The organism is Betaproteobacteria bacterium, assembly GCA_016720925.1.
Taxonomy (GTDB): Bacteria; Pseudomonadota; Gammaproteobacteria; order Burkholderiales; family Usitatibacteraceae; genus UKL13-2.
Genome location: JADKJR010000005.1, coordinates 135,449 through 161,158, shown reverse-complemented (window position 1 = coordinate 161,158; position 25,710 = coordinate 135,449). Strand labels below are relative to the sequence as shown.

Below are 25,710 nucleotides of genomic sequence, written 5' to 3'. Positions count from 1 at the left end.
TGACCACTATCACGTGGTCACTCTCTGATATTGGTGGCCTGAGGCGGAATCGAACCACCGACACAAGGATTTTCAGTCCTCTGCTCTACCGACTGAGCTACCAGGCCATAATTCTTGAAGCTTCGCGACAAGTCGCCGGAACAACCGCTGGCAACAAGCCGACTATTATAGCGACACCCGCCCATAATTCCAATCCTTCCTTGGCCACCCCACGCAATTTCGTACTTGGACTTCTGGTCTCCACACTCGGCGGCGTAGTTTGCGTCGGACTGAAAACACCGCTTCCGTGGATGATTGGCCCACTGGTGGCGATGGCGATCTGCAATTTCAGCGGTGCGCACCTGGCGGCGCCGCCGTTTGGGAGGGAAGTCGGGCAGTTGTTCATTGCCGTCACGCTTGGCCTGTATTTCACGCCCGTCGTGGCGGGCGAGGTACTGGGCAACATGGCGGTGCTGTTGGTGGCCGCGTTGGGTGCAATTCTGATTGGCTATGTCGCGAGCCGGGTATTGGCGGCTTTCACGAATATCGATCATGCGACGGCTTTTTTTTCCAGCGTTCCTGGCGGTGCGACCGAGATGGCCAATCTTGGTGATCGCTTCGGCGCGGCCGTGGACAAGGTTGCCGTGGCGCATTCGCTGCGTATCTTGTTGGTGGTGTGCACGATCCCGGTCTTGCTGACCATCGCCAATGTGCATGGCGGGGATGTCTACCGGCCCGTGCTGGTCCCGTTCAAGTGGACGGGGCTTCTCATGCTGTTTGGTATTGCCGCCGCCGGGGGACTTTTGTTTTCCGCGATTCACTTCCCGAATCCATGGATGATGGGGCCGCTCATCACAACCATCGTCACGACGGCAGCAGGATTTGAGTTTTCGTCGATGTCGAGTTTGCTGGCCAATTGCGGTCAAGTGTTGCTCGGATGTGCGCTGGGCGCGCGCTTCTCGCGCCAGTTCCTGAGCGATGCGCCGCGCTTTGTGGCAGTGGTTCTTCTCTGCATTATTCTGATGATGCTACTGTCAGCAGCGTTGGCATGGGGTTTGGCGACCGCGGCCCACATTTATGTACCAAGCATGATATTGGCCGCGGCGCCGGGCGGCATCGCGGAAATGTCGATCACCGCACGCACACTGCAACTCGGCGTCGCACTGGTGACTGCCGCTCACGTGACGCGGGTACTTATTATCGTTTCGCTCACCTTGCCCGTGTATCACTTGTTGCGACGATTGCACTTCAAGGGATAGGTTGGATTGCTGACTCTGCGCAGGCTATAAAACTCCAGCATTGGCGCGGTTCTTCTGGCATTTTTATCCGGAGAGCCCCGCCAATGCTGGAGTTTGTCACAAAAACAGGCGGGCTCAAGCTTTTTGCGTAGGCGGTGCACGTAAACCTCCAGTGCATTCGCGTGAGCGCTACAGCACTTCGAATCCGTCGCGCACGCGATCCGTTGCATAGCCCGCGGCGCGCAATGGATGCGTCATGCCATCGGCCAATCGAGGATCGTCTTCGGCCGCGAGGATTCGCATGCGGATAGCAGAAAATAAAACAGGGCAGCTGCGCTGCCCTGTTTGTGGGAATGCCCGTGAATAAAGACGATTACTTCTTCTTTTCGTCTTTTTTCGGTGCTTCTTTCGCGGCTTCTTTCTTCGGTTCTTCTTTCTTGGCCTGCTTGGCGATGATCACGTCCTTGATTGCGTCATATGCGTCCTGCGGCACGATCTTCTTGTTGATCAAGTCATCCTTGCCGTTGTAAGGGCGGCCTTTGACGATCGCCTTGGCGCGAACGTCACCAATCTTGGGCAGGGAAGCCAATTCTTTTTCCGTTGCCGTATTGATATCCATCGGTTCTTTCTTGGCTTCGGCGGCAGGAGCGGCCTTGGCATCCGCTTTGGCAGCGGGTGCGGCAGCGGCCTTCGCGACGGGCGCGGCGGCAGGTGCGTGCCTGAAAATCGGCAGCAACGCGGCAAAACGCCGCATACAATCAACGCCATGAATCGCCAAAAGTTTACCGACCGCGAAGAAGAATTCTGGTGCGCCCTGCAAAGCCGGGATTCATCCTACGAGGGCATCTTCTTTCTCGGTGTCAAGACCACCGGAATTTTCTGCCGCCCGATCTGCTCAGCGCGCAAACCGTTGCGGAAGAATGTCGAATTCTTCCCGGGTAAGGTGGAAGCGCTGCATGCAGGATTCCGGCCCTGCTTGCGCTGCAAACCGATGCACACTACGGGCAAAGTACCGACGCTGGTGGAAAAACTGCGCAGGCAAATTGAAGCGAATCCCGCTGAACGGCTGCGCGAGCGCGATCTGGTCGAAATGGGAATTGACCCTTCAACGGCCAGGCGTCAGTTTCAACGATTCTTCGGGATGTCGTTTCAAGCATATCAACGCGCGCGGCGCATGGGTTCCGCGCTGGCCGCCGTCAGAAAAGGAGTCAACGTGCTGGATACGCAACTGGATCATGGATTTGAATCGTCGAGCGGCTTCCGCGAGGCGTTTGGCAAATTGTTCGGGACCGCCCCCTCCCGGTCGAGCGGCGTTCACTGCCTGCTTTCGCGTTGGATCGAGTCGCCGTTGGGCGCGATTCTGGCACTCGCCGACGACGATGGGCTGTATGTTTTTGACTGGGTGGACCGCCGCGGCCTGGAGCGCGAAATTATTCGCCTGCGTGCCCGCACGAATTTTGCCATTGTGCCGGGCGCGCATGCGGTGCTGGATCAGGCTGAACGCGAAATCAACGAATACTTTGCCGGCCAACGAAAACGGTTCACATTGCCGCTTGCCCCGCGCGGCACTGAATTCCAGCGGCGTGTGTGGAATGAATTGCTGCAGATTCCGTCAGGCGAAACCCGATCCTATGCGGAAGTCGCCAAACGCATCGGTGAGCCCAAGGCGGTGCGGGCGGTGGCACGAGCCAACGGGGATAATTTTCGCGGCATCATCATTCCGTGCCATCGCGTGATCGGTTCGGATGGCAGTCTCACGGGTTACGGCGGTGGGCTGGCGCGCAAGCAGTGGTTGCTTGACCATGAAAGAAAAATGTCCCTCCCGTGAGGCTTCCGCACGATACGCGGTCGCATCCCGCCGCGATGCGGCGTGAACCTGCTCCTCGCTCCCGTGCGGTACGGGTTACGGCGGCGGGCTGGCGCGCAAGCAGTGGTTGCTTGACCATGAAAGAAAAATGTCCTTCCCGTGAGTCTTCCGCACGATACGCGGTCACATCCCGCCGCGATGCGGCGTGAACCGCTCCTCGCTCCCGTGCGGTACGGGTTACGGCGGTGGGCTGGCGCGCAAGCAGTGGTTGCTTGACCATGAAAGAAAAATGTCCCTCCCGTGAGGCTTCCGCACGATACGCGGTCGCATCCCGCCGCGATGCGGCGTGAACCTGCTCCTCGCTCCCGTGCGGTACGGGTTACGGCGGTGGGCTGGCGCGCAAGCAGTGGTTGCTTGACCATGAACGCACCTTGGCGTAGTCGCTATTCGGTAGTTGCCAGAATCGCCTCGCGCGCGACATCCGCATTGGCGTAGCGGTCCGTGACGCTTTTGGCCATCAACTTGTCGATCACCGGCTGATACATCTCAACACTGGTGGGCAAGAACGGAATCGGCGCGTGCAGGTGCTTGCCCATGATCTCATTGGTCGAACTGGCTTCGTACGGCCGGTGACCGGCCAGCATCTCGAAATACAGCACGCCGAGCGCGTAAAGATCACTATGTGGTCCAACGTTGCTGCCTCTTGCCTGCTCGGGGCTCATGTAATAGGGCGTGCCGACCGCCATATCGTGGCGCGTCAGGGACAACGCTGAGCTAACTTGTTTGGCAATGCCGAAGTCGGCGATCACCGCCTCACCGGTCATGCGCATCAGCACATTGGCGGGTTTCAAGTCGCGGTGGATGATGCCTGCGGCATGGATCGCGGATAGCGCGGAAGCGATCTCGGCCGCGCGCTTCTGTGCCTGATGCGGCGACATGCCTACCTCGATATCAAGGCGTAAATCACCACCCGGCAAATGCTCCATGCCGATAAACAGGCAGCGGTCGCCAATACCGTGCTCATAAACCCGGGCGACATGGGGATGGGAAAGGCGCGAGAGCATGTCGTATTCGGCCATGAAGCGGTTGATGGCCTCCTGTGTGGAGCCGTCCAGGCCGACCAGTTTGAGGATCTTCAAGGCGTGCTGCTCGCCGCTGGCGATATGCGTTGCAAGGAATACAAGCGAAGCTGCGCCTTCGCCCAGCTTTTGGACGATTTCGTAGCCCTGAATTTTTGGCAGACTCTCATGCGCGTACTCAACCCGGGAGGCCGCCTCGGCTTTGCGTGCATTACGCACCTCGATGCAGCGCGTGACAGCATCGGCAATTTCATGTGACTTGAATGGCTTGACGAGAAAATCAGCCGCGCCGACATGCATCGCGCGACGATAATGATTGCGCTCGTCCTGGCTGGATATGAAGATGATTTCAGGTTGCCCGATGGAGGCGTCGCGCCGCAACGCGCGCGCAAAACTGAAGCCGTCCATCCCGGGCATGCGGATGTCAGAAATGACTATGGCGGTTGGTTGCGCGCGCAATTGCCGCAACGCATCATCTCCGTTGCACGCGGTGGTCGCCGTCAGATCGCGCGAAGCAAGGCTGCGCACGATGAACTCAAGCATTAACGGATCGTCTTCGACGACAAGGACCTGTGTCATTCGACTATCTTACGCGAGGATCAAAAAAACAAAAGCCGGGAAAACCCGGCTTTTGTTTGTTACTTCGCAAGCAATACATCGCCCAATGTTCAATGACCGGGCAGAGCGGGATTGCGGCTAGGCGCGAAAGGGTGACGTGTACGTTCTTGTACACGAGCCCTTGAGCAACAACGCCGCGGCCCGCTATGCTCGTGTCATTACATGTCCATGCCGCCCATGCCGCCCATGCCACCCATTCCACCGCCGCCCATGCCGCCGCCGGCCGATTCTTCCTTCGGCAGTTCGGCAACCATGGCGTCGGTCGTCAGCATCAACGAGGCAACCGAGGCTGCGTTTTGCAGTGCATAGCGCGTCACCTTGGTCGGATCGAGAACACCCATTTCCACGAGGTCGCCGTATTCGCCGTTTGCGGCGTTGTAGCCAAAGTTCCCTTTGCCTTCCACGACTTTGTTGACCACAACGGACGGCTCGTCGCCGGCGTTTTGCGCAATCATGCGCAGCGGTTCTTCGATCGCACGCAGGATGATCTTGATGCCGGCGTCTTGCTCGGCGTTGTCGCCTTTGATTTTGCCTGCATTGGCGCGCGCGCGCAGGAATGCCACGCCGCCGCCCGCCACGATGCCTTCTTCAACGGCTGCACGCGTTGCATGCAGTGCGTCTTCGACGCGAGCTTTCTTTTCCTTCATTTCGACTTCGGTCGCCGCACCGACGCGGATCACGGCAACACCGCCGGCCAGCTTGGCCACGCGCTCTTGCAGCTTTTCTTTGTCATAGTCGGACGTTGCGTCGTCGATTTGCTTGCGAACCGTTGCAACGCGGGCCTTGATGGCTTCTTCGTCACCGGCACCGTCAATGATGGTGGTGTTTTCCTTGCCAACTTCGATCTTCTTGGCGCGGCCCAGATCCTTCAGGGTCACGTTTTCGAGTTTCAGGCCGAGTTCTTCCGCAATCACCGTACCGCCGGTGAGGATGGCGATATCTTCGAGCATGGCTTTGCGACGGTCGCCGAAGCCAGGCGCCTTGACAGCGGTGGTCTTCAGGATGCCGCGCAGGTTATTCACGACCAGGGTTGCCAGCGCTTCGCCATCGACATCTTCGGCGATGATCAGGAGCGGCTTGCCGGCTTTCGCGACTTGTTCCAATACCGGCAGAAGGTCACGAATGTTGGAGACTTTCTTGTCGTGCAACAGGATGAACGGGTCATCCAGCAGCGCAACCTGTTTGTCAGGATTGTTGATGAAATAGGGCGACAGGTAGCCGCGATCGAACTGCATGCCTTCGACGACTTCGAGTTCGTTGTCGAGTGACTTGCCGTCTTCAACGGTGATCACGCCTTCCTTGCCAACTTTTTCCATCGCGTCGGAGATGATCTTGCCGATGTTCTCGTCGGAGTTAGCCGAGATCGAACCGACCTGGGCGATTTCCTTGTTGGTGGTGGTCGGCTTGGAGATTTTCTTCAGTTCGGCGACGATGGCGATGACCGCCTTGTCGATGCCGCGCTTCAGGTCCATCGGGTTCATGCCGGCGGCCACATATTTCATGCCTTCGACGACAATGGCTTGTGCCAGCACGGTGGCGGTGGTGGTGCCATCACCGGCGACGTCGGAAGTCTTGGAAGCAACTTCCTTGACCATCTGCGCGCCCATGTTCTCGAACTTGTCCTTCAGTTCGATTTCCTTGGCGACGGAAACGCCGTCCTTGGTGATCGTCGGTGCGCCGAAGGATCTTTCGAGCACCACGTTACGGCCTTTCGGGCCCAGTGTGACTTTGACTGCATTGGCGAGAACGTTTACGCCATGAACCATGCGGACGCGCGCGTCGCCGCCGAATTTGACTTCTTTAGATGCCATGATTGTTACCTCGTATCAGTAATTTGTAGCAGGAAATTTATTGCGGAATCGGGGCGATAAGAAAGCAAGTATTTCGTTTCAAGGCAAGGCGCGAGAAAAATTTCGACGCGATGTGTACATCAAGTACACAAGCTAGAAATTTTTCGAGCAACGCCGCATTGGAACGAAAGACGCCGCTTTATTACGCCACGACGGCCATGATGTCTTCTTCACGCATGACGAGCAGTTCGTCGCCGTCAACCCGCACGGTCGTGCCGGAATACTTGCCGAACAGGATCTTGTCGCCGACTTTCACGTCAACCGGGAACAGCTTGCCTTCGTCGTTCTTTTTGCCCGGGCCCACGGCCAGGACTTCGCCTTGGTCAGGTTTCTCGGCGGCGGTGTCAGGGATGACGATACCGGATGCGGTTTTCCGCTCTTCTTCCAAACGCTTGACGATCACACGATCGTGCAGGGGACGCAGTTTCATAGCTCACTCCTTGATTAAAACATTGATTTACAAGAAACCAGCCTCGATGAGACCAGCGAAAACGCTCAGGGAGCGCAGATAATTTTGTTAGCACTCAACCCGAAGGAGTGCTAATAATAAGGGTGGTCGCGACGTTTTTCAAGTTCATGCGGCATTTATTCAACCAAACCGCCTGAAATAAATTGCTTATGCCCGAAATTCCGACAAACACAAGCATTGGCGAGGTGTTTGAGTGTTTTTTGCCTGAAAAGCCGCGCCAGTGCTTGCGTTTCCAGTTTCTTGCTTTGGCCACTAGGCAGAATAAACTCTGACTGATGCACAAACCACGCATTCTGCAAAAGGGCCGACTGCTGCCCGCATTGGAAAAGGTCCTCAACGATGAGTTTGCCGCGCATCGTCTGGCGGACGAGCCGGATGCTGACGCGTTTCTGGCGGCGCACGGTCACGAATTCACCGCGCTTGTCACTTCGGCCCGCTTTGGCGCCGACGCGGCCATGATGGCGGCGATGCCATCGCTGAAAGCCATCTGCAGTTTCGGTGTCGGCTACGAGACGATTGATGTCGATGAAGCCAAACACCGCGGCATTGCGGTCAGCAATACGCCTGGCGTATTGGATGATTGCGTTGCCGACATCGCCTTTGGCCTGTTGATCGATGTCGCGCGCGGCATCTCCGCGTCGGACCGGTTTGTGCGTCGCGGCGAGTGGCTGAAGGGCGCGTTTCCGCTGCAAACGCGCGTCAGCGGCAAACGCCTCGGTATTCTGGGACTCGGCCGCATTGGGCGCGTGATCGCCAAACGTGCCGGCGGATTTGATATTGAGGTGCGGTATCACAACCGCCGCCCGGTCGCGACCGTCGATTACGGATATGAACCCACGCTGATCGGGCTCGCGCGATGGGCTGATTTTCTGGTCGTCGCCAGTGCGGGCGGCGGCGATACGCGCCATCTGGTGTCTTCGGAAGTGCTAGCCGCGCTCGGGCCAAACGGATATCTCATCAACATCGCGCGCGGCAGCGTGGTTGACGAGGCCGCGCTGGTCGATGCGCTGGTGAACAAGCGCATTGCGGGAGCCGGACTCGATGTGTTTGAAGCCGAGCCCAATGTGCCTGCAGCGTTAATCGCGCTCGATAACGTTGTGTTGCTGCCTCATGTGGCAAGTGGAACACGTGAAACCCGGCAGGCGATGGCGGACCTGACGCTGGCCAATCTGCGTCATTTCATTTCAACTGGCGCTTTGCTGACCGCGGTCACCTGATCTCGCTTAGTCCTTGGACAGCGTCGCCGCAACCGCCTGCAGCCGGTATCCCAACCCGTAAACGGATTGAAGTACCAAGCCGCGCTCGGCGGCAATACCGAGTTTGCGGCGAACGCGGCTGATATGCGTATCGAGCGTGCGAGACGTTTCCATGGGCTCACTGCCCCAAAGGCCCTGGATGATGCGCGCTCGCGACACGACGCCGTTCAGATTCTGGAACAGCAACAATGCCAGCTCATATTCACGGTTCTGCAGTTCAACGCGCTTACCGTCAATGTGAAACACCCGATTTGCGAGGTCAATGGAAAAAGGCGGAACGCTCAGGACGCCGCCATCCGCCGGCTGGGGCGTGGCTCGACGCAGCGCAGCGGCGATGCGTGCGGCCAACTCATGCCGGCGAATGGGCTTGACGATGAAATCGTCAGCGCCCGCACCCAGCGCCTCGACGATATCCGCTTCGCCGTCGCGGGAAGTGCAGAGAATGATCGGCGCTTCGATCCCGTCAACCGATCGCATTCGACGCACCAGGTCGATGCCCTCGATATCCGGCAGCGCCCAGTCGAGAAGAAAGAGAGAAAATTCGGTATGCCGACACGCTTTAAGAAACGTGCCGCCGGTGGTGAACGCAATGGCGGTATGACCCATTTCGCGCACCCATTTCGCGAGGGTTTCATTCATCGTTTCGTCGTCCTCGACGATCGCAATGGTGAAATGCATCGCTGCGGACGCCGCGCGGCTGCTTGTTTTCGTGTCGGTGCTCTTCATGATCTGTTCTGAAGAAATTTTGGAAATTCTAGCACTGGTGCGGCTTCTGGAGCATTTGTGCTCCAGAAGCCGCACCAGTGCTTGAGCTTGATTTTTTCGATGGGTCACATCAGGGCCACAGGTTATGCAGTGAACGCGGCCGCAGCCGTAGCGTGCCGGCGTTAGTGGTCGCGCGCGCTCCGCTCGACGATCTTGTCACTGCGCCCCAACTGATATACCCAGCGCCGATCGCGCGGCGTGAGCCGTCGCTCCGGCGCCTCACTTAACAGCGGACAAGGCGGATTGCGATAGCCACCAGGTTGCAACGTGACGTCGTCAGCAACTTCCGACCATAACCCGCCGCGCACCGGGCGAAACAGCCACTGCACGTATCCCGAGCGCCCGGCTGCCTCGATCGGATCGCCGCCGTCCGGCACATCGGCGACGAATGGCGAATCCCCGTCAATGGCGAGCGGCGAGGCGCCGAAAGCGTGCATGCCGTCAACGGTCTCGCTGGTTGGCGCGCCCATGCGAGAGAACGGACGCGCTTCCAATCGTTCCAGATTCCATGCACCCAATTCCCAAGCCGTCTCGAGCGTTTCGTGATCGAGATCGTCGAAGTGGTCCCAGCGGCGGTTGATTTGCAGCGCGGAACTGGGCACCGGCTGGTAGGCGACGGTCGCGGAATCGTCGGTCAATTTCACCTCCACAAAGCCGTGCCAATGCAAAGTCAGCACGGTCGGCGTATTGGCATGCGGTACCGCCGCCAGTGTAATCGCCACCAGCGGGAGCCGGTTGGCGAGCAATTGTGTCTCGATCAAATCCAGCAGGTTCATGGAATCGTCTCCGGTCAATTGATACATCGAGTTGATGCTTCTGCGGACATGCCAGCGATGACATACGTCACATTTGGCCAAATAAATCCTCTGGCGTGTTGCTAGCAAACGCCTGCGACGGGTGCCAGCGCTCGCTTACTTGTGATGTGGGTCACAGTGGATGGCGGCGTCTCCAAGTAGCAACAGAAAAAACCCATACAAAACAATGACTCCTTGCCTTCTCCCTCAAACATGTCGGGGGATGGCAACGGAAGGCAACTCCATCCATGAAACTATTTTGTTTAACTTCAACAGGTTGCGGCGTGGCACGAATTGTGCGAACAAATCCCACTGAGAGGTCAAGGTGAATGATCAACTTTGCAGCCGATTTTCCTCAATCACCATGTGCTGCTCGCACCTCTCACATGTATCGGCGCATCCGAGTTTCAACGATGCGCCCCGTTTCCAGAGAACATCGACGCGAGGGTTATATGAAAAAGAAATCAGCCATTTGGCTTGTGGGGCTCATGGCATTACTCCTGGGCTCCGGTTCCGCAATGGCGGTCAGCAGTTATTTGCGGGGTACGGATGGGTTCAATCTGGTTTACCCAGCCTCAACCTCGGGGGTGAACGCCTCCTGCAATATCTGCCATTCCAACGGCGGCGGAACCGACCTTAACGAATATGGTCGGGCGTGGACCGCACAGCACAATAGCGGCCAAACCGTCCGCGCGGCGTATCTGGCCATTGAGTCGACGAACTCGGACGGCGACCCGACCGGCGCGTCGAATATTGCCGAGATCAATGCCAACTCCCAGCCAGGGTGGACACCCGGTGCGGTCAATACGCTGTACGACATGTTCACGCTGGCGGTTACCGCAACCAATCGGAGCCCGCCGTCCATTACCGGCTCCCTCGACCCTGCGGCCACGGCCAATCGGCCACCCGTACTGTCACCAATTGGCGCGAAAACAGTAAGCGAAGGGCAACCACTGGCCTTCACCGCTACCGCCACTGACCCGGACGGAAACGCCCTGACGTACTCGGGCGGCAACCTGCCCACAGGCGCGACGCTCAGCCCGGCGGGTGTATTCAACTGGACACCTTCGTTCGCGCAGGGCGGCAATTACAACGTCACGATCACGGTCACCGATAACGGAAGTCCGGCGCAGAGCGATTTTGAAATTGTTACCATCACCGTCGGCAACATCAACCGGCCGCCGGTATTGGGTGCGATCGGCGCTTCGCAGACGGCGAATGAAGTCCAGTTGAAGACGATCGCGATTACGGCGACCGATCCAGCTGGCGATGGGCTCTCCTTTGCAGGCGCGAACCTGCCAACCGGTGCGACGCTGACCGACAACTTGAATGGCACGGCGACATTTGCATGGACACCCAGCCTGACGCAGGCCGGCTCGTATCCCAACGTGACGATCACCGTCACCGACAAGGGGAGTCCGCCGCAAAGTGCCAGCGCACAATTCACGATCACCGTCATCAATGCGAACCAACCCCCGTTACTTGCACCCATCGGTGCGAAGACTACCAACGTGGGGCAATTGCTGGCGTTCACCGCCACGGCAACGGACCCGGATTCGAGCGTGCTGACGTTCTCGGCAGGCAATCTGCCCGCCGGTGCGACGTTTACACCGGCAGGCGCCTTCAGTTGGACGCCGTCGGCAGGACAGAACGGCAACTTCAGTGTGACGATAAATGTGGCTGACAACGGTAGTCCCCCGCAGATCGACTCCGAGACGTTCACGATCACTGTCGGCAGCATCAACCGGCCGCCAGTGCTGAATCCGATCGGTGCGAAGACGACGAATGAAGGCCAGTCGCTGACGTTCACGGCAACGGGATCGGACCCAGACGGCAACACGCTCAACTTCACCAGTGCCAATCTGCCTGCGGGCGCGAGCCTTGCGCCGACGGGTGCGTTCAATTGGACACCGGGCTTTGCGCAGGCAGGTAACTACAGCGTGACGATAAACGTTAGCGACGGAGCATTGAGCGCATCCGAAACCTTCACGATTACCGTGGGCAATGTCAACCGGCCACCGGTGTTGAGCCCGAGCCCGATCGGCAATCGGACACTGAACGCGGGACAGTCGATAGCGATCGCGATCACCGCCAGTGACGCCGATGGCGACACGCTCACTTTCACGAGCGCAAATCTGCCCACTGGCGCGACGCTGACCCCGAACGGCACCGGTGCGGCAACTTTCAATTGGACGCCGACATCCGGTCAGACCGGCAGCTTCGCCAATGTCACCATCACGGTTAGCGACGGCGTGTTGACCGACGCGGAAGTGTTCGCGATCACCGTTGCCGCCGTGAGTGCAAACCGCGCCCCCGTGGTGACGGATCCCGGCAACAAGACGGTCACCGCGGGTCAGTTGCTGGCGTTCGTGATCAGCGGCACCGATCCAGACGGCAATGCGTTGAGCTTCGCAAGTTCCACTTTGCCTCGCGGCGCGACGCTGAGTCCGAGCGGCAGCTTCCGGTGGACGCCGGCAGCAGGTCAAGCCGGTGGCTACTCAGTGGCGGTGACAGCGACCGACAACGGAACCCCGGCGCTTACCAGCGCGCCGCAGTCCTTTGTCATCACCGTGCTGGCGGCAACATCGACCTCGGGCGCGGTCTCAATCGAGGAGGCGGAGTGGGGTGATTCCAAACTCAAGGCCAAGGGCAAGGTCACCCCGGGCAGGTCAAACGTGACGGTTATCGATGCCGATTCAGGAAACGTACTGGGTAATGCCATCGCCAATAGCGAAGGAAAGTGGAAGCTGGAACTGAGGCTCCGTACGGCACCCTGCCGCATACAGGCCAGGGCGGGCACGCAGTTGTCGAAAGTCGTTACGGTCAAGGGTACGTCGCGCAACTGCCGCGCAGGCGATGATGATGGCGATGATGACCACGGCAATGATTGACACCGCCAAACGCGCACGTAACTCGTGCCTAACGTGCGTATAGCGTGCGCTTAGCGTGCACATAACGCTCCCTGGGAACGCGGGGTCATCCGCGATCCCCGGAGATCACGGCGCGATGGCCGTGTAAGCGCATTTGCCCGCGCAAATGGAAGGGGCTGGCCCAGCTTTGGCCAGCCCCTTTTCTTGATTCACACCGGGCATGCGCGCGATGCTGTGGTTGCAACGCCTTCCGTAGATTGGCCACGGCGAACGCGGTGAGGAAGTAGTCCAGCGAGCGACGCCGCGATCCGGCGTACAAAGGCGGTATAGGTATAGCGGTAAAGCGGATCGCATCCCCGCGCCGCTGTCACTCTTCGGCAGCAATAAGTGAGCATATGAAACAACGAGTTGCGATTTTTGTCGCCTGTTTGTCGGGGATTGGCAACAAAAACAAAATCACTGAAATACATTATTTCTTTTTAATTCAATTTGTTATAACTTTTTGCGGTACTTGGCACGGCAAGTGCAATAGGGTCACGGGGTCGGGTCAATCGTTTGACGCCGACATCAAAAGAAAAAGGGGAAAGACATGGCTCAGCCCATCTCGCGAGACTGGGATCGTGACGCGGAATTTCGACCCAATAATCGCCAGCGTTCTAGAGGATTCGAACGATCCCAGTACGGCATGGACGATGAAATGCCACCGCAGATACCCGCCGGCGACAAAACCCGCAACCGCGTCTGGCGCGCAATGAGCTGGGTATTGCTGGTCAACGTGGTGTTGTTCTGGTTGATGACCTGCGTGACGGCGTTCGCGCAAACCACGGCGTCCTGGGCGAGCGTGTATCTCATGTATTCACCGGCCAGCGGCAGCTACACCTACACGCAGAATGCGACGCCGCTGCCAGGATGGCGCAGCGAAGGCATCCGCTTTCGTGTGAAGACCGATGCCAGCGCGATCGATGGCCAGCCGGCGGTTGCGCTACAGAAGCTGACTTTGCCGGGTTTGAACCGCGTCGTGCTGACGACCGATGGCAATGAAGTCAACAATATGCGCACGCAAGGTTGGCAAAGCGACGGCACGCTTGGGTATGTCGGCAAAACGAAGACTGCCACGACGCAGCCGCTGCATCGCATTACCCACGATGCGCTCAAGCTGAATCTTTACACCACCAAGGCGCCCGGCAAGAACTTCCTGGTCGGCACGTTTGGCTGGCGCTATGCAGGTATCGCCGGTTACGTGATGTCCGCCACGGAAAATGGCAATGGCCCATCGGGTACGCCGCCTTCGCTGCCCTCAGCGCCGGTGGCGAATACGGCGCCGACGCTGACCAGCTTTGCGCCCGCGAGCGCACAGTCAGGGGCCACCATCACGATCACCGGAAGCAATTTCACTGCCGCCACCACCGTCAAATTCAATGGCGTCGCCTCCGCTGGCGTCAGCAGCATCACGGCAACATCATTGCAGGCGACGGTGCCGGCAAGCGCGACCAGCGGCAAAATCAGCGTGACGACGCCCGCTGGCACGGCGACGTCCGCGGTCGATTTCAGTGTCCTCGTTGCGCCTACGGTGGTCGATGCCACTTATCGTGATGCGGCGCGTTTTCTGACGCAGGCCACGTTTGGTCCAAAAGCCGCCAGCATCGATCGCGTCAAGGCCATCGGACCATCAGCCTGGATCGATGAACAACTCGCGCGGCCCGCCGATTCCCACATGGCGTACATCGATGCCGCCAAGGCACGGCGCCTTGCTGAAAACGGCAAGGCCTATTACGCGGAAGAAGATTCCTACGAAGCCATTTGGCAACAATGGCTGTTCGGGCAGGACGAGTTGCGCGCGCGCATGAGTTTTGCGCTGACCGAAATCATGGTCATCTCCAACATCGCGCCTGATCTCGAGCCCGATGCGATGTCGTCGTACATGGACATGATCAACGCCCGCGCGTTCGGCAATTACCGCGACCTGCTCGGCGCGGTTGCGCTGCATCCGGCGATGGGCTACTACCTGAACATGCTCGGCAGTGAAAAGGAGGACGCCGCCAAACAGAAGTTCCCCAATGAAAACTTTGCGCGCGAGGTGTTGCAACTTTTTTCGGTCGGCCTGAATCAGTTGAACGCGGACGGCACGCGCAAACTCGATGCCGCCGGCGTCCCGCTGCCGACGTATGACGAGAGCGTCGTGAAGGGATTCGCACGCGCATTCACCGGCTGGACTTTCTTTGGCAACGACCCGGCCAACCCCAAGAAATTCGACCGTCCCGAAGAAAGCTGGACGCAGCCGATGATTGCCTTCGCCAGCAAGCACGAGACCGGCACCAAGACACTGCTCAATGGTGTCACGCTTCCCGCCGGCCAAACGCCGGAAGCGGATATGAAGGCGGCACTCGACAATATCGCCAATCATCCCAACGTCGGCCCCTTCATCGGGCGCCAGCTGATCCAGCGCTTCGTCACCTCGAATCCAAACCCGGCCTATGTGGCGCGGGTCGCCGCCGTGTTCGACAATAACGGCCGCGGCGTGCGGGGAGATCTGGCGGCGGTCATCAAGGCCGTATTGCTCGATACCGACGCACGTAATGCCCCGCTGACGAGCGACACGAAATTTGGCAAGCAGCGGGAACCGGTGATCCGTTTCGCGAACATCCTGCGTGCCTTCAATGCCACGTCGGCGAACGGCCGCAACAACATCCACTATCTGGACAGCGCCGACGATGCGCTTGGCCAGAGCCCGCTGCTGTCGCCGTCGGTGTTCAACTTCTTCTCGCCGGCCTACACCCGTCCGGGAAGGCTCGCGCAGGCGGGGATGGTGGCGCCGGAGTTCCAGATCACCAACGAGATCCAGACCGTCGGCACCGCCAATTTCTTTTATCAATTGGTCAAAAACGAGGGCTATGGTTCGGGCGACAACCTGCTGAAGCTCGATCTCACACAGGCGAGGGCGCTTGCCAATTCACCTGTAGAGCTGGTGGATTACCTGTCACGGCTGCTGACCTACGGTGAGCTCAATGCCACCACGCGGCAGACCATTGTCGATGCCGTCACCGCCGTGCCGTTCAACAACAACAGTTCGGATCGGACCTGGCGCGTGCGCACTGCGCTGACGCTGTTCGCGCTGTCATCCGATTTCGTCATCCAGAAATAAGAGACCGCCATGAAAACGAATCGACGCCGTTTCCTGCAAGCCGCTTCAGGATTGCTGTTGCCCGCAATGGTCCCCGTCACCGCACGCAACGCGCACGCCCAGCTTGAGAACATTGTCCAACTCGCAGCCGGCGATGACTATCGGGCGCTGGTGTGCATCTTCATGTTCGGCGGCAACGATGGCAACAATCTCATTGTGCCGCGCGATCAGGCCGATTACACGCGCTACTCCATCCCACGTGGAGGCCTGGCACTGGGTCGCGATCAGCTGCTATCCGTAAAGCCAACCAATGTGCAAGGCCGCGAATTTGGCTTTCATCCCGCGATGGCCGGCATCCAGAGCTTGTTCAATCAGGGCAAGGCCGCGGTCATTGCCAATGTCGGCACACTCGCCGCACCCATCACCAAGGCGCAATACCAGAGCGGCAGCGTGCCGCGGCCAGCAAATCTGTTTTCGCACAGCGACCAGCAGTTTTTGTGGAATACCGCAATGCCCGACAATTCGGTGCGCTCCGGCTGGGGTGGACGTATCGGTGATCGCGTTGCCGCGCTGAACCAATCCGGCAGCCTCACCACCTGCATGTCGGTGGCCGGCAATTCCACGTTCCTTTCTGGCGATACCATTCGCTCGTTTCCGGTTTCGCCGTCAGGCCAATTTGGCCTGGATTTTTACGATACCGGCACGCAAACCAAACCACTCACGGACGGCATCCAGAAACTGCTCGCGCAATCGTCCGTGCGTCCCAGTGTGATGGACGGTGTGTGGCTGGATATTCTCTCGGGCGCCATCACCAACCAGAAACAAATTTCGACCGCACTGAACGCGGCTGCGCCATTCAACACCGTCTTTCCCAATAGCGGACTCGGTCAGGCGATGCGCATGATCGTGCGGCTCATCGCCGCGCGCAATGCGTTCGGTGCGAAGCGGCAGGTGTTCTTCGCCGGCATCGGCGGATTCGATACGCATGGCGATGATCAACTGGATCGCCAGAATGAATTGCTGGGGGATGTCTCCGCCTCAATGGCGGCTTTTTACAATGCCACCGTCGAGATCAACATGGCGGAGAACGTCACCGCTTTTACCGCGAGCGATTTTGGCCGCAACTTTCCCACCAACGGCAAAGGCTCCGACCACGCGTGGGGCAGTCACCATCTGGTGGCGGGTGGTGCCGTCAAAGGTAACGCCATGTATGGCACCTTCCCAACGCTCGTCGTCGATGGCCCGGACGATGTCGGCAAGGGCACGTGGATTCCGTCGGTGTCGGTCGATCAGTACGCCGCGACCATGGCGACGTGGTTTGGCGTCGGGTCGGCGGATTTGAATGCGGTGTTCCCGAATCTGTCGCGCTTTCCGACGGGGAATCTCGGGTTCATGGTTTGACGGGAAGGGTTACAGAATTCTGAACCACCGAGAATGCCGCGAAGAACAGCCGGCGTAGCCTGGGCACGTAAGCCTACAAACGTTTTTCCGCCGCACTTGCTTCGATGAGCAATGACAATCGCCGCTCGCGCGTGGCCAATTGCTTGGCGCTGACCACTCGCCAGACCGCTTTCTTCCGGTAGCTGGGCGCTTGTGCTTCGAAGAAAATCCACGCGCGCCGATTCTTCTTGAACCGCTTCACTTCCTCCGCATTCAGGCTGGGTGAATCCGCCTGCTCGTATGAGGCGGTGCGCGATCGTTTCTCGGTTCTTCGCTCGAACGCGGCAAGGCCGGCAGGCTTCAGTCTTCCTTCGGCCTGGAGCACGGCAACCCGCTCGATGTTGACCGCGCTCCAGTGCGAGTGCCGCTTGCGAGGCGTAAAGCGGATCTTGTAGCGATCATCATCGATGCGATGGCGCACACCGTCAATCCAGCCGACGCAGAGGGCTTCATCCACCGCTTCCGGCCAGGTGATGCTCGGGCTGCCCGAGCCGCGCTTCATGAAACCGACCACCAGCTCGGCGCTCGACTCGGCGTGCTTGGTCAGCCAGGCGCGGAATTCAGCGGCGGTACGGAAGTAGGTAGGGTCCATGCGGCGTTAAGTGGCGGAGGTGCGGGCAAAGATCAAGGTAAATGGCGGCGCGTCATTATGGCGTCCAGCGACAAGAGAGAGCGATTTTGGCCGCAACAAGAGGCATTGACGCGAGCACCGCACAACGGCACAACGAAGTTATCTGCTTGGCAAGGTGCTTGCGCGCAGCGTTAGCCTTCAAATCTGCGAACGAGGGCGTGGCTTGCTTCTGTACGAATTGCATGGGCCCAATGTTCCGGATTGCCGAAACTCAGGTTCAAGGTTTTCTAAAGCTGTTGGTGACCAATGTTTGCGGACAGGGCCGAAGGGAAGTGCGTCAGTTTCTGATTCAATAAGGTCAAATACTGCAAAGTCGCCATCGTCTTGTGGCACATCTACTTCGTCGCGAAGCGCGCAAATCTCGCGTGCACCTTCAATGAAAGATAGTTTCTCGTCGAGCATTCGTTGCGCAACATTTGCAACACGCATTCTGACCTGGGCAACATACTCGTCATGAGTCATTTTTTCAGACATGTCTATGAGGGTCACATTCAAAGTCGCCCACCGGAAATGACGGCTTATAAAATGAAACTTCCGATGGGTATATCGAAAAAATAAATATTGTCGAACGTTGAGGCAATTTAGGGCCTCCCATTTGAAAAAGCAAACGCGTCATCCATTGGTGAGTCTGGATTGATACTGTTCCCCGCATAGGCTTCAATCCTGGATAACAAGCTCAAGTACTGGTGCGCCTTCCGGGCCGAAAAGCGCCGAAACGCCGCACCAGCGCTAGAGTTTTTCATGTTGTTCGCGAGCCCAAGGCAATGCTACATTCCTGCCCATGCCAATCACCAATCAAGACCTTGTCGCGCGCTCGCTCGCCGCTGTATGGCATCCATGCACGCAAATGAAACATCACGAACGTTTTCCGCTGGTGCCCATCGTCAAGGGCGAGGGGGCGTGGCTGATCGACGTGGAGGGCAAGCGCTACCTTGATGCCGTTTCCTCGTGGTGGGTCAATTTGTTCGGGCACGCCAATGCGCGCATCAACGCCGCGCTGAAAGATCAGCTTGATCGACTCGAACACACGATGCTGGCCGGATTTACCCACGAGCCGGTCATTGCACTTTCGGAGCGCCTCGCCAAACTCACGGGGCTCGGCCACGCGTTCTATGGAAGCGACGGCGCCAGCGCGGTGGAGATCGCGCTGAAGATGAGCTTTCACTTCTGGCGTAACAGCGGACACAGCGGGAAACAGAAATTCGTCAGCCTGCAAGGCAGTTATCACGGCGAAACCATCGGCGCGCTGGCGGTGACCGATGTGGCGATTTTTCGCGACGCGTATGGCCCGCTGCTGAACAACAATCTGTGCGTACCTTTCCCCAATGACGCCGGTGCCACCGAGGCACTGGAGCGATTGCTGGCCGAGCGGCACGGCGAAATTGCGGCGCTGATTGTCGAGCCGCTGGTGCAGGGTGCGGCAGGCATGCGCATGTACGACGCGTCGTATCTCCTGCGAGCCCGCGAACTTTGCGATCGCTATCAGGTGCACCTGATCGCCGACGAAATCATGACCGGATTCGGCCGGACCGGCACGATGTTTGCCTGCGAACAGGCTGGCATCTGGCCGGATTTCATGTGCCTGTCCAAAGGCATCACCGGCGGCTATTTGCCGCTGTCCTGCGTGCTGACGACTGACGCGATTTATGGCGCGTTTTACGACGACGACCTGGCGCGCGGGTTCCTGCATTCGCATTCCTATACGGGCAGTGCGCTCGCGTGCCGCGCGGCGCTGGCGACGCTGGATATCTTCGAGAGCGACCACGTCATCGTCGCCAACCGCGTGCTCGCGCGCCAGTGTTCGCGGCATGCGGACACCATTCGCAGCCATCCCGCCGTGGAAGACTTCCGGCATCTGGGGATGATCTGGGCGTTCGATATCAAGACCGAAAAGAATACGTTTGCGCGCGAGTTTTTCGCCGCCGCGTTGAAGCGCGGTGCGCTGTTACGACCGATCGGCAAGACGGTGTATTTCATGCCGCCGTATATCGTCACCGAGGACGAGTTTGCGTGGCTGGTGGGCCAGACGCTTGCGGCAATCGACGAGGTCACCACCAAATGAAATTGCGGATTGCTGCATGGAATCTTTTGATTGGCTTCGGTTGCATTATTCACGGCGCGGGCGCACAAACCTTGCCCTCCACCGTGGCCGACTTGCTGACGCGAGCCCAGATCCCGCTGGAAAACGTCAGCGTGGTGGTGAAGGAAGTGGGCACGAAAGACGCCACGTTCTCGCTCAATGCCGACAAGGCCATGAATCCGGCGTCGGTCATCAAGCTGGTCACCACCTATGCGGGGCTGGAATTGCTCGGCCCCGCGTACACGTGGAAAACCGACGTGCTGATCGCCGGCGACATGCGCCGCGGTACGCTGACGGGCGACCTGATTCTGAGAGGCTCGGGCGACCCGAAGCTGACGGTGGAACGATTCTGGTCGTTGATGAAGCAACTGCGGGAACGCGACCTCACCACGATCAACGGCGATCTGGTTCTGGACCGCAGCTTCTTTGAGAACTTGCCCCACGATCCTGCCCGATTCGACGGCGAACCACTGAAAGCCTATAACGTCGGCCCCGACGCGCTGCTGCTCAATTTCAAAACCGTGCGATTTTATTTTGCACCGTCGATTGACGATAAATCGGTATCGATTTCCCCGGACGTGCGGCCTGCGCAACTCGACATCGTCAACCGCGTCAGGCTGATCGACGGGCTTTGTGGTGAATGGCGGGATCGCGTGGTGGCCGACGTTCAGACGCTTTCGCCGACCAGGCTGAAGGTATCTTTCACGGGAAACTATTCGCGACGTTGCGGCGAGAAAACCTGGAATCTGTCGCTACTGGATCATGCACGTTTTGTCGGTGGCGTCTTTGCGCGCCTCTGGCGCGACCTTGGCGGCACGTGGAATGGCGCGGTGAAAATTGCCGCCACCCCGGCCGACGCCCGCTTGATCGCAACGCTGGAATCGCCATCCCTTGCCGAGGCGATTCGCGACATCAACAAATATTCGAACAACGTCATGGCGCGACAGCTTTTCCTCACTTTGTCGGCCGAACTGAACAAACAACCCGGCAGCTCAATCGCGTCAGGGCTGATCGTGCGCGATTGGCTAACAAGAAAGGGGATTGCCGCACCGGAAATGATCCTGGAAAACGGCTCCGGTTTGTCGCGCAGCGAACGCATCAGCGCGGCGACACTGGCGCAATTGCTCGATGCGGCGTGGAAATCGAGCGTGATGCCGGAATTCATGTCGTCGCTGTCGCTGATCGGCGTCGATGGCACGCTGCGAAAACGGGGAAAATCCGAATCGATTGCCGGCCATGCGCATATCAAAACGGGCAGCCTGAATGACGCGCGAGCGATTGCGGGTTACGTGCTTGACGCCAATGGACGCCGCTCGATCGTCGTGATGTTGATCAATCACCCCAACGCACCGTTGGCCCAGGCGGCGCAGGATGCGTTGTTGAATGCCGTCTATGCTTCGACGGGCACGGGTATTGCAAACGGGGTGAATGGTGTCAGTGGTGGAAGTGGTCCAAGTGGGGCAACCGGAAAATAGGAATATCCTGCAAGCGGGTGCGCGGTTCGAAGATTAAAGGTGCAAATGCCTCATGTCATTCGCGGCGCGCCGTTGTTCGCCGTTGTTTGCCATTGACGGCGCGCGTCGCCGCCGGTCTACCACGTCACCGCACAATACGACCATCCTTTGGTCAAGTTCGAACGCGCAAGACAACGTAATCGCGATTGGTGATTGCGTGGCATCCGGGACGAATGTGGCGACATCATCCGTGATGTGTACCTGATGCGGCGCCGACAGCGCGTGTTGCAACACGTGCTGCAGCCTGTCGATGCTGGTACCGGTCGCATCGTTGGCGCGGTTGGGGGCGGCAGGAGATTTTTCAATCATATCCAGCACTACACGTGAACCGCCGGCTCCTTCGACTGCCGCGGTTAAATGGCGAGCATCGCCACTCGCAAGGCATATGCGTTGCACCTGCGGTAGCGCCAGAAAGGCTTCGGTTGCCTGGGCAAACGCGTACCCTCGCTGAAGATCCAGAATCGCCACGTTCAGTGCGCGTTTATAGTTATCCAGCGTATCAGGATCGATCAGGTTTGTCTCGGTACGCTTGATCTGGACCGGCAGGTAATCATCCATCAAGCCCGCAAACATGTTGTCGCAGAGTGCTTGAGGTACCGGCGCCATACCCGGTCGGGCAAAGAAGTAGCCTTGAAGAAAGTCGGCGCCGACCTCGAGCGCGGTCAGTGCTTCATCGCGGGTTTCAATGCCCTCGACAATTACTTTGGCGCCGCATTGCTGGATCAGCTTGACCATGTTGGTCAATACCAGCTTCGCATGCGTCTCACGGGCCGCGGTGGCGGTGACGCTACGGTCGATCTTGACGAAGTCGGGACGCAGCCGCCAAAGGCGGTCGAAGTTGGAATAGCCGACGCCGAAATCATCGATGGCGATCTTGCAGCCGAGCTTGCGATAGAGTTTTACCGCGTCGACCAATTGTGCTTCGTCGGAGACGCCGGTCTCAAGGATTTCGATCGCCACGTTTTTCGGATTGATGCCGTAGAACTCCATCATTCGCGCGAATACCTGGGGATGATGCGGGTCTTCAATCGCCGCTTCAGGGTAGGCATTCAGAAATACCATGTCGCCATTGGCGGCCAGATTTTTGAAATTGCGCATGTGCAGCGCGCGGCACAGCCAATCGAGAAACAGCTCTTCCTGATGGTTGGCGGATAGCGCGAACACCGTCTCGGGTTTCATTGAGTGGCCCGTCAGGTTGCAGGCGCGCATGAGACCTTCGTAGGCGACGCAGCGCTTTTCGGCGACACTGAAGATCGGTTGAAATTGTGAATCCAGCGTCAATGTGTTGAACGGATACGACGCCCAACCCCGCCCCTTGGGGATGCCCGAATAAATCCGATCAATGCCCGCATACAGCGTGGCACGCGCGCCGATAAGCGTGTCGCTGGAAGTCGTCTTGCGTACCATGGCTTGCATGTGTGCCCCAAAAAAGTTATTTAATGGAGCGCATTCTTGCGGCCAAAAACTACGCGTCAATTACCTTTGGCGTGGCCAAAATTACGTTTGTAACAATAGCTGAAATGAAGCATATGGAATCCGCACGCCGTGCGCGCCAATTCCTTGGCGAGAAATTGCTAACTGCTTGAAATAAGGGGCCTCTTCAGGTATTCAATGCAATCCGCCAAAATGCACTTGCGCATTTCTTCAGAATGCAAAACATTGTTTCTTACTGTGAAGGGCGTATGAAAACACTGGCCAGCGCACGAGCGAGTTCATCTTTTCGATAAGGCTTGCGCATGACGCGGATGACACCCGCCTGCTGTGCGCGCAACTCGAAGCCTGGGCCGCCATAGCCTGTAATGATCACGATCGGAAGGTCGGGGCGTATTTCCCGGACCCGCGCCGCCAACTGCGTGCCGGTCAGGCCCGGCATCACCTCATCGCTGAGAATGGCATCGAACGCGGCGGGATTGCGCTCGATCGCCGCCAACGCTTCAGTACTTTCGCCAAAGCTCGCTACCTGATAGCCCAAGTCGACGAGCAGCTCTTCGGCTAGCGCACGCAGCGGCGTTTCATCATCCACCAGAAGTATTCTTTCATCGTGTCCGCGCGGCAGTTCAATTTCGTGGGGGATTGACGCGCTTTCAAAGACGGGTAAGTAGATGGTGAAGGTGGCGCCCTTTCCAGGAATGCTCTCCACCGCGATCGCGCCGCAATGTGATTTGGCAATCGACAGTGCCAGCGACAAGCCGAGGCCCGTACCCTGGCCAACGGCCTTGGTGGTAAAGAACGGCTCAAACATTCTCTGCTGTATCTCCGGATTGATGCCGGCACCCTCATCATGAACACGAACCTGCAAGTACTTGCCGGGTTCGAGGCGCCCGAGAATCGCGTCGATGGGCGAAGAGATGTCCGCCGGCTCGATCGAAATATCGAGCACGCCGCCTTCGGGCATGGCCTGCATGCCATTGGTGACGATGTTCATGAATAGCTGGTGCAGTTCGGTCGGATTGCCCGCGACCATGTGTTTCCCGGGGGGCGTGGCGGCAAAGCGGATTTCATGCGGGTTTGAGCCACGCGCAAGCTGTACCACTTCGTCAATCACGTCATCCAGATTGAGACCGATGCGCTGTTCGGGCGATTTGCGGCTGAACGTCAGGACTTGTGAAACCAGAATCCGGCCGCGCTCACCGGCGCGAAGGACGGTGGCCAGCTGCCGTTGCAACGTCTCATCGCCGGTGGCGCGTGATTTCGCGAGCTCGGCATAACCAATGATCGATGCCAGTATATTGTTGAAGTCATGGGCGATCCCGCCCGCCAGCTGGCCAATCGCTTCCATTTTTTGCGCGTGCCGCAGCTCGGACTCAAGGCGTTGACGTTCCTCCTGGGCGCGTACCTTTTCGGTGATGTCTTTGACAAAACCGATGATTCGCCTTCCCTCTGCTTCACCGAGATCGAAATTGACGTCTGGCGCATTTGCGCCATAGGCCGTAATGCCTACGGTGATGTAGGTGTCGTCCTCGCGGCGCAACCGGCAATTGAGTTCCACATTCGGCAATACCCCGGAAAGGAGTTTCTTTCTCAAGCCAATCATCATTGCCCGGTCATCCGGATGAATGTGTGCGGTCCAAGCGCTTGTTGTGGAAATCGCTTCGTGTGGAATGCCGAGTGCGGCCATTGTGTCGCCCGCCCATACCACGCGCTGGCTGTTGGACCGAATTTCATAGACGACGTTAGCGCTGACCTGCAGCGCCGCCTCGTAGCGCATCCGCCAGGAGAGCGCATTTTTCGACGCGGTGCGCCGCTCCCGCATGAGCACGCTGGCCAACAGGGTCGTAATGATCAGTACCGCGAGGTAGCCTTGCAATTGCAGAACGGATTGCGATGACGGGATGAAACCCGCCGAGAAGGGCCCGAGATCGCGAAGGGTAAAGTAAAAGGCGATCAGCGCGTGCAGCGCCAGCGCAAGGGTCGCGCCACGCAGGCTGAACCGGATTGCGGCCCAGAGAACGAAAGGAATTCCCAGGTAGAACACAGGGGGCACCAATCCGAACGGATCGGGCCGCATGGAAAACACCCAGTAGGAAATCGCGGCGACCAGCGAAAAAACCGCGGCTGCCTCAAGCTTTAAACGCGGGTGATCGATCAACTCCATGCGTCCGACCCGGTCCGCCCAGGTGACCAGCAGTGGCGTCATCAACAACACGCCCAGTCCATCGGAAACGAACAGCGTCGTGAATGCGCCACCGACGTCAATTCCGTTGCGATAGTGGAAAACCAGGGCGCTCAAGTACGCGCATACCACGTTGACCACGCCGACCGGTCCCGCGAGCAGGGCCACAAACAATGTCAGCGTGTTGCCGCTTTTCTGGAATTGAATTTGTGCCCTTTCCAGCGCCCACCCGCCCGCGGCCAGTTGAAACACGTTGACCGCACTTCCCGCGGTCGCATTCGACAGCCCCGGCATCCCGGCCTGCAGCGTGCTCAACATGTTGGCTGCGAAGACCGCGACGAGCTGCAACCAGCGGGAACTCTTGGGTGCGATAAACCACAGGCCCAGCGCAAATCCTTCAGACAGCCAGACCGGGAATGGCGGTTGGCGCGCCGCGATCAGGATGCTCGCCTCACTTAGCAGCCAATAAAGTACGCCGGCGGCAATTGCGATTGCCAGGTTCTGCCGATTGGACCCGGCGAACGCGGACGCCGGCAGAGGCGGTGTTTGCGGCGCAAATGCCATGACGAGACAAGGACCTATCGAA

20 protein-coding genes and 1 tRNA gene are annotated in these 25,710 nt (G+C 58.6%); 9 read left to right on the top strand and 12 right to left on the bottom strand.

The window, feature by feature from the left end; genetic code table 11:
* Positions 1-31 precede the first annotated feature (31 nt).
* A tRNA-Phe gene (locus IPP88_08835) sits at positions 32-107 on the bottom strand.
* A gap of 93 nt (positions 108-200) precedes the next feature.
* Here IPP88_08835 and IPP88_08830 point away from each other — a divergent pair.
* Positions 201-1,238, top strand: coding sequence for an AbrB family transcriptional regulator (locus IPP88_08830; protein MBL0122820.1), 1,038 nt, complete (start codon positions 201-203; stop codon positions 1,236-1,238).
* Between the two features lie 168 nt (positions 1,239-1,406).
* Here IPP88_08830 and IPP88_08825 read toward each other — a convergent pair whose 3' ends face one another.
* Together IPP88_08825 and IPP88_08820 are read right to left on the bottom strand one after the other, a co-directional pair.
* Positions 1,407-1,520 carry a response regulator transcription factor gene (locus IPP88_08825; protein ID MBL0122819.1) on the bottom strand — a complete coding sequence of 38 codons (114 nt, stop codon included), beginning with the start codon at positions 1,518-1,520 and terminating at the stop codon, positions 1,407-1,409.
* A gap of 70 nt (positions 1,521-1,590) precedes the next feature.
* Positions 1,591-1,971, bottom strand: a complete 381-nt coding sequence (locus tag IPP88_08820; protein MBL0122818.1) for a helix-hairpin-helix domain-containing protein — start codon at positions 1,969-1,971, stop codon at positions 1,591-1,593.
* A gap of 12 nt (positions 1,972-1,983) precedes the next feature.
* Between IPP88_08820 and IPP88_08815 the strand changes: the two genes are divergently transcribed.
* Positions 1,984-3,045 carry a bifunctional transcriptional activator/DNA repair protein Ada gene (locus IPP88_08815; GenBank protein MBL0122817.1) on the top strand — a complete coding sequence of 354 codons (1,062 nt, stop codon included), beginning with the start codon at positions 1,984-1,986 and terminating at the stop codon, positions 3,043-3,045.
* A gap of 422 nt (positions 3,046-3,467) precedes the next feature.
* Here the strand turns inward: IPP88_08815 and IPP88_08810 are convergent, their stop codons facing one another.
* The 3 genes from IPP88_08810 to groES all read right to left on the bottom strand — a co-directional run bounded on the left by IPP88_08810 (position 3,468) and on the right by groES (position 7,001).
* Positions 3,468-4,682: a protein kinase gene (locus tag IPP88_08810; GenBank protein MBL0122816.1), complete on the bottom strand. Its 1,215-nt coding sequence runs from the start codon at positions 4,680-4,682 to the stop codon at positions 3,468-3,470.
* A 197-nt stretch (positions 4,683-4,879) separates the two neighbouring features.
* A complete protein-coding gene (groL, locus tag IPP88_08805; protein MBL0122815.1) occupies positions 4,880-6,532 on the bottom strand; it encodes a chaperonin GroEL in 1,653 nt (550 codons plus the stop codon).
* A gap of 181 nt (positions 6,533-6,713) precedes the next feature.
* Positions 6,714-7,001: a co-chaperone GroES gene (gene groES, locus IPP88_08800; protein ID MBL0122814.1), complete on the bottom strand. Its 288-nt coding sequence runs from the start codon at positions 6,999-7,001 to the stop codon at positions 6,714-6,716.
* Positions 7,002-7,315: 314 nt separating this feature from the next.
* Between groES and IPP88_08795 the strand changes: the two genes are divergently transcribed.
* A complete protein-coding gene (locus IPP88_08795) occupies positions 7,316-8,257 on the top strand; it encodes a 2-hydroxyacid dehydrogenase (protein ID MBL0122813.1) in 942 nt (313 codons plus the stop codon).
* Between the two features lie 6 nt (positions 8,258-8,263).
* On the opposite strand, the gene IPP88_08790 is transcribed toward IPP88_08795, so the two are convergent.
* Together IPP88_08790 and IPP88_08785 are read right to left on the bottom strand one after the other, a co-directional pair.
* Positions 8,264-9,022 (bottom strand): response regulator transcription factor, encoded by a 759-nt coding sequence (locus IPP88_08790; protein MBL0122812.1) that lies wholly within the window; start codon positions 9,020-9,022, stop codon positions 8,264-8,266.
* A gap of 161 nt (positions 9,023-9,183) precedes the next feature.
* Positions 9,184-9,837 carry a diguanylate cyclase gene (locus IPP88_08785; protein MBL0122811.1) on the bottom strand — a complete coding sequence of 218 codons (654 nt, stop codon included), beginning with the start codon at positions 9,835-9,837 and terminating at the stop codon, positions 9,184-9,186.
* Between the two features lie 506 nt (positions 9,838-10,343).
* On the opposite strand from IPP88_08785, the gene IPP88_08780 reads away from it, so the two are divergent.
* The 3 genes from IPP88_08780 (at position 10,344) to IPP88_08770 (ending at position 17,247) form a co-directional block, all read left to right on the top strand.
* Complete coding sequence (locus tag IPP88_08780) at positions 10,344-12,746, top strand: tandem-95 repeat protein (GenBank protein MBL0122810.1); 2,403 nt, start codon at positions 10,344-10,346, stop codon at positions 12,744-12,746.
* Between the two features lie 568 nt (positions 12,747-13,314).
* Positions 13,315-15,867, top strand: coding sequence for a DUF1800 family protein (locus IPP88_08775; protein MBL0122809.1), 2,553 nt, complete (start codon positions 13,315-13,317; stop codon positions 15,865-15,867).
* 9 nt (positions 15,868-15,876) lie between these two features.
* The gene (locus tag IPP88_08770) at positions 15,877-17,247 is read left to right on the top strand and encodes a DUF1501 domain-containing protein (GenBank protein ID MBL0122808.1); all 1,371 of its coding nucleotides are present in this window, start codon (positions 15,877-15,879) and stop codon (positions 17,245-17,247) included.
* A gap of 73 nt (positions 17,248-17,320) precedes the next feature.
* On the opposite strand, the gene IPP88_08765 is transcribed toward IPP88_08770, so the two are convergent.
* Together IPP88_08765 and IPP88_08760 are read right to left on the bottom strand one after the other, a co-directional pair.
* Positions 17,321-17,878 carry a YdeI/OmpD-associated family protein gene (locus IPP88_08765; GenBank protein ID MBL0122807.1) on the bottom strand — a complete coding sequence of 186 codons (558 nt, stop codon included), beginning with the start codon at positions 17,876-17,878 and terminating at the stop codon, positions 17,321-17,323.
* A 177-nt stretch (positions 17,879-18,055) separates the two neighbouring features.
* Positions 18,056-18,391, bottom strand: coding sequence for a DUF2489 domain-containing protein (locus IPP88_08760; protein MBL0122806.1), 336 nt, complete (start codon positions 18,389-18,391; stop codon positions 18,056-18,058).
* Between the two features lie 313 nt (positions 18,392-18,704).
* Between IPP88_08760 and IPP88_08755 the strand changes: the two genes are divergently transcribed.
* Both IPP88_08755 and dacB read left to right on the top strand, forming a co-directional pair.
* Complete coding sequence (locus IPP88_08755) at positions 18,705-19,979, top strand: adenosylmethionine--8-amino-7-oxononanoate transaminase (GenBank protein ID MBL0122805.1); 1,275 nt, start codon at positions 18,705-18,707, stop codon at positions 19,977-19,979.
* 71 nt (positions 19,980-20,050) lie between these two features.
* Positions 20,051-21,472, top strand: a complete 1,422-nt coding sequence (gene dacB, locus IPP88_08750; protein ID MBL0122804.1) for a D-alanyl-D-alanine carboxypeptidase/D-alanyl-D-alanine-endopeptidase — start codon at positions 20,051-20,053, stop codon at positions 21,470-21,472.
* A gap of 33 nt (positions 21,473-21,505) precedes the next feature.
* Here the strand turns inward: dacB and IPP88_08745 are convergent, their stop codons facing one another.
* Complete coding sequence (locus IPP88_08745; GenBank protein MBL0122803.1) at positions 21,506-22,927, bottom strand: EAL domain-containing protein; 1,422 nt, start codon at positions 22,925-22,927, stop codon at positions 21,506-21,508.
* Between the two features lie 23 nt (positions 22,928-22,950).
* Here IPP88_08745 and IPP88_08740 point away from each other — a divergent pair, with 23 nt between their 5' ends.
* Positions 22,951-23,097, top strand: a complete 147-nt coding sequence (locus IPP88_08740; GenBank protein ID MBL0122802.1) for a hypothetical protein — start codon at positions 22,951-22,953, stop codon at positions 23,095-23,097.
* 80 nt (positions 23,098-23,177) lie between these two features.
* On the opposite strand, the gene IPP88_08735 is transcribed toward IPP88_08740, so the two are convergent.
* Positions 23,178-25,688 (bottom strand): MASE1 domain-containing protein, encoded by a 2,511-nt coding sequence (locus IPP88_08735; GenBank protein MBL0122801.1) that lies wholly within the window; start codon positions 25,686-25,688, stop codon positions 23,178-23,180.
* Positions 25,689-25,710: the final 22 nt, after the last annotated feature.

Excerpts from the sequence above, each read along its gene's own strand:
- IPP88_08810 (MBL0122816.1), bottom strand. The coding sequence starts at position 4,682 with ATGACACAGGTCCTTGTCGTCGAAGACGATCCGTTAATGCTTGAGTTC.
- groL (MBL0122815.1), bottom strand. The coding sequence starts at position 6,532 with ATGGCATCTAAAGAAGTCAAATTCGGCGGCGACGCGCGCGTCCGCATG.
- IPP88_08775 (MBL0122809.1), top strand. The coding sequence starts at position 13,315 with ATGGCTCAGCCCATCTCGCGAGACTGGGATCGTGACGCGGAATTTCGA.
- IPP88_08765 (MBL0122807.1), bottom strand. The coding sequence starts at position 17,878 with ATGGACCCTACCTACTTCCGTACCGCCGCTGAATTCCGCGCCTGGCTG.
- IPP88_08745 (MBL0122803.1), bottom strand. The coding sequence starts at position 22,927 with ATGCAAGCCATGGTACGCAAGACGACTTCCAGCGACACGCTTATCGGC.
- IPP88_08735 (MBL0122801.1), bottom strand. The coding sequence starts at position 25,688 with ATGGCATTTGCGCCGCAAACACCGCCTCTGCCGGCGTCCGCGTTCGCC.
- groES (MBL0122814.1), bottom strand. The coding sequence starts at position 7,001 with ATGAAACTGCGTCCCCTGCACGATCGTGTGATCGTCAAGCGTTTGGAA.
- IPP88_08825 (MBL0122819.1), bottom strand. The coding sequence starts at position 1,520 with ATGCGAATCCTCGCGGCCGAAGACGATCCTCGATTGGCCGATGGCATG.
- IPP88_08815 (MBL0122817.1), top strand. The coding sequence starts at position 1,984 with ATGAATCGCCAAAAGTTTACCGACCGCGAAGAAGAATTCTGGTGCGCC.
- IPP88_08740 (MBL0122802.1), top strand. The coding sequence starts at position 22,951 with ATGGAGCGCATTCTTGCGGCCAAAAACTACGCGTCAATTACCTTTGGC.
- IPP88_08770 (MBL0122808.1), top strand. The coding sequence starts at position 15,877 with ATGAAAACGAATCGACGCCGTTTCCTGCAAGCCGCTTCAGGATTGCTG.
- IPP88_08795 (MBL0122813.1), top strand. The coding sequence starts at position 7,316 with ATGCACAAACCACGCATTCTGCAAAAGGGCCGACTGCTGCCCGCATTG.
- IPP88_08785 (MBL0122811.1), bottom strand. The coding sequence starts at position 9,837 with ATGAACCTGCTGGATTTGATCGAGACACAATTGCTCGCCAACCGGCTC.
- IPP88_08780 (MBL0122810.1), top strand. The coding sequence starts at position 10,344 with ATGGCATTACTCCTGGGCTCCGGTTCCGCAATGGCGGTCAGCAGTTAT.
- IPP88_08790 (MBL0122812.1), bottom strand. The coding sequence starts at position 9,022 with ATGAAGAGCACCGACACGAAAACAAGCAGCCGCGCGGCGTCCGCAGCG.
- IPP88_08760 (MBL0122806.1), bottom strand. The coding sequence starts at position 18,391 with ATGTCTGAAAAAATGACTCATGACGAGTATGTTGCCCAGGTCAGAATG.
- IPP88_08820 (MBL0122818.1), bottom strand. The coding sequence starts at position 1,971 with ATGCGGCGTTTTGCCGCGTTGCTGCCGATTTTCAGGCACGCACCTGCC.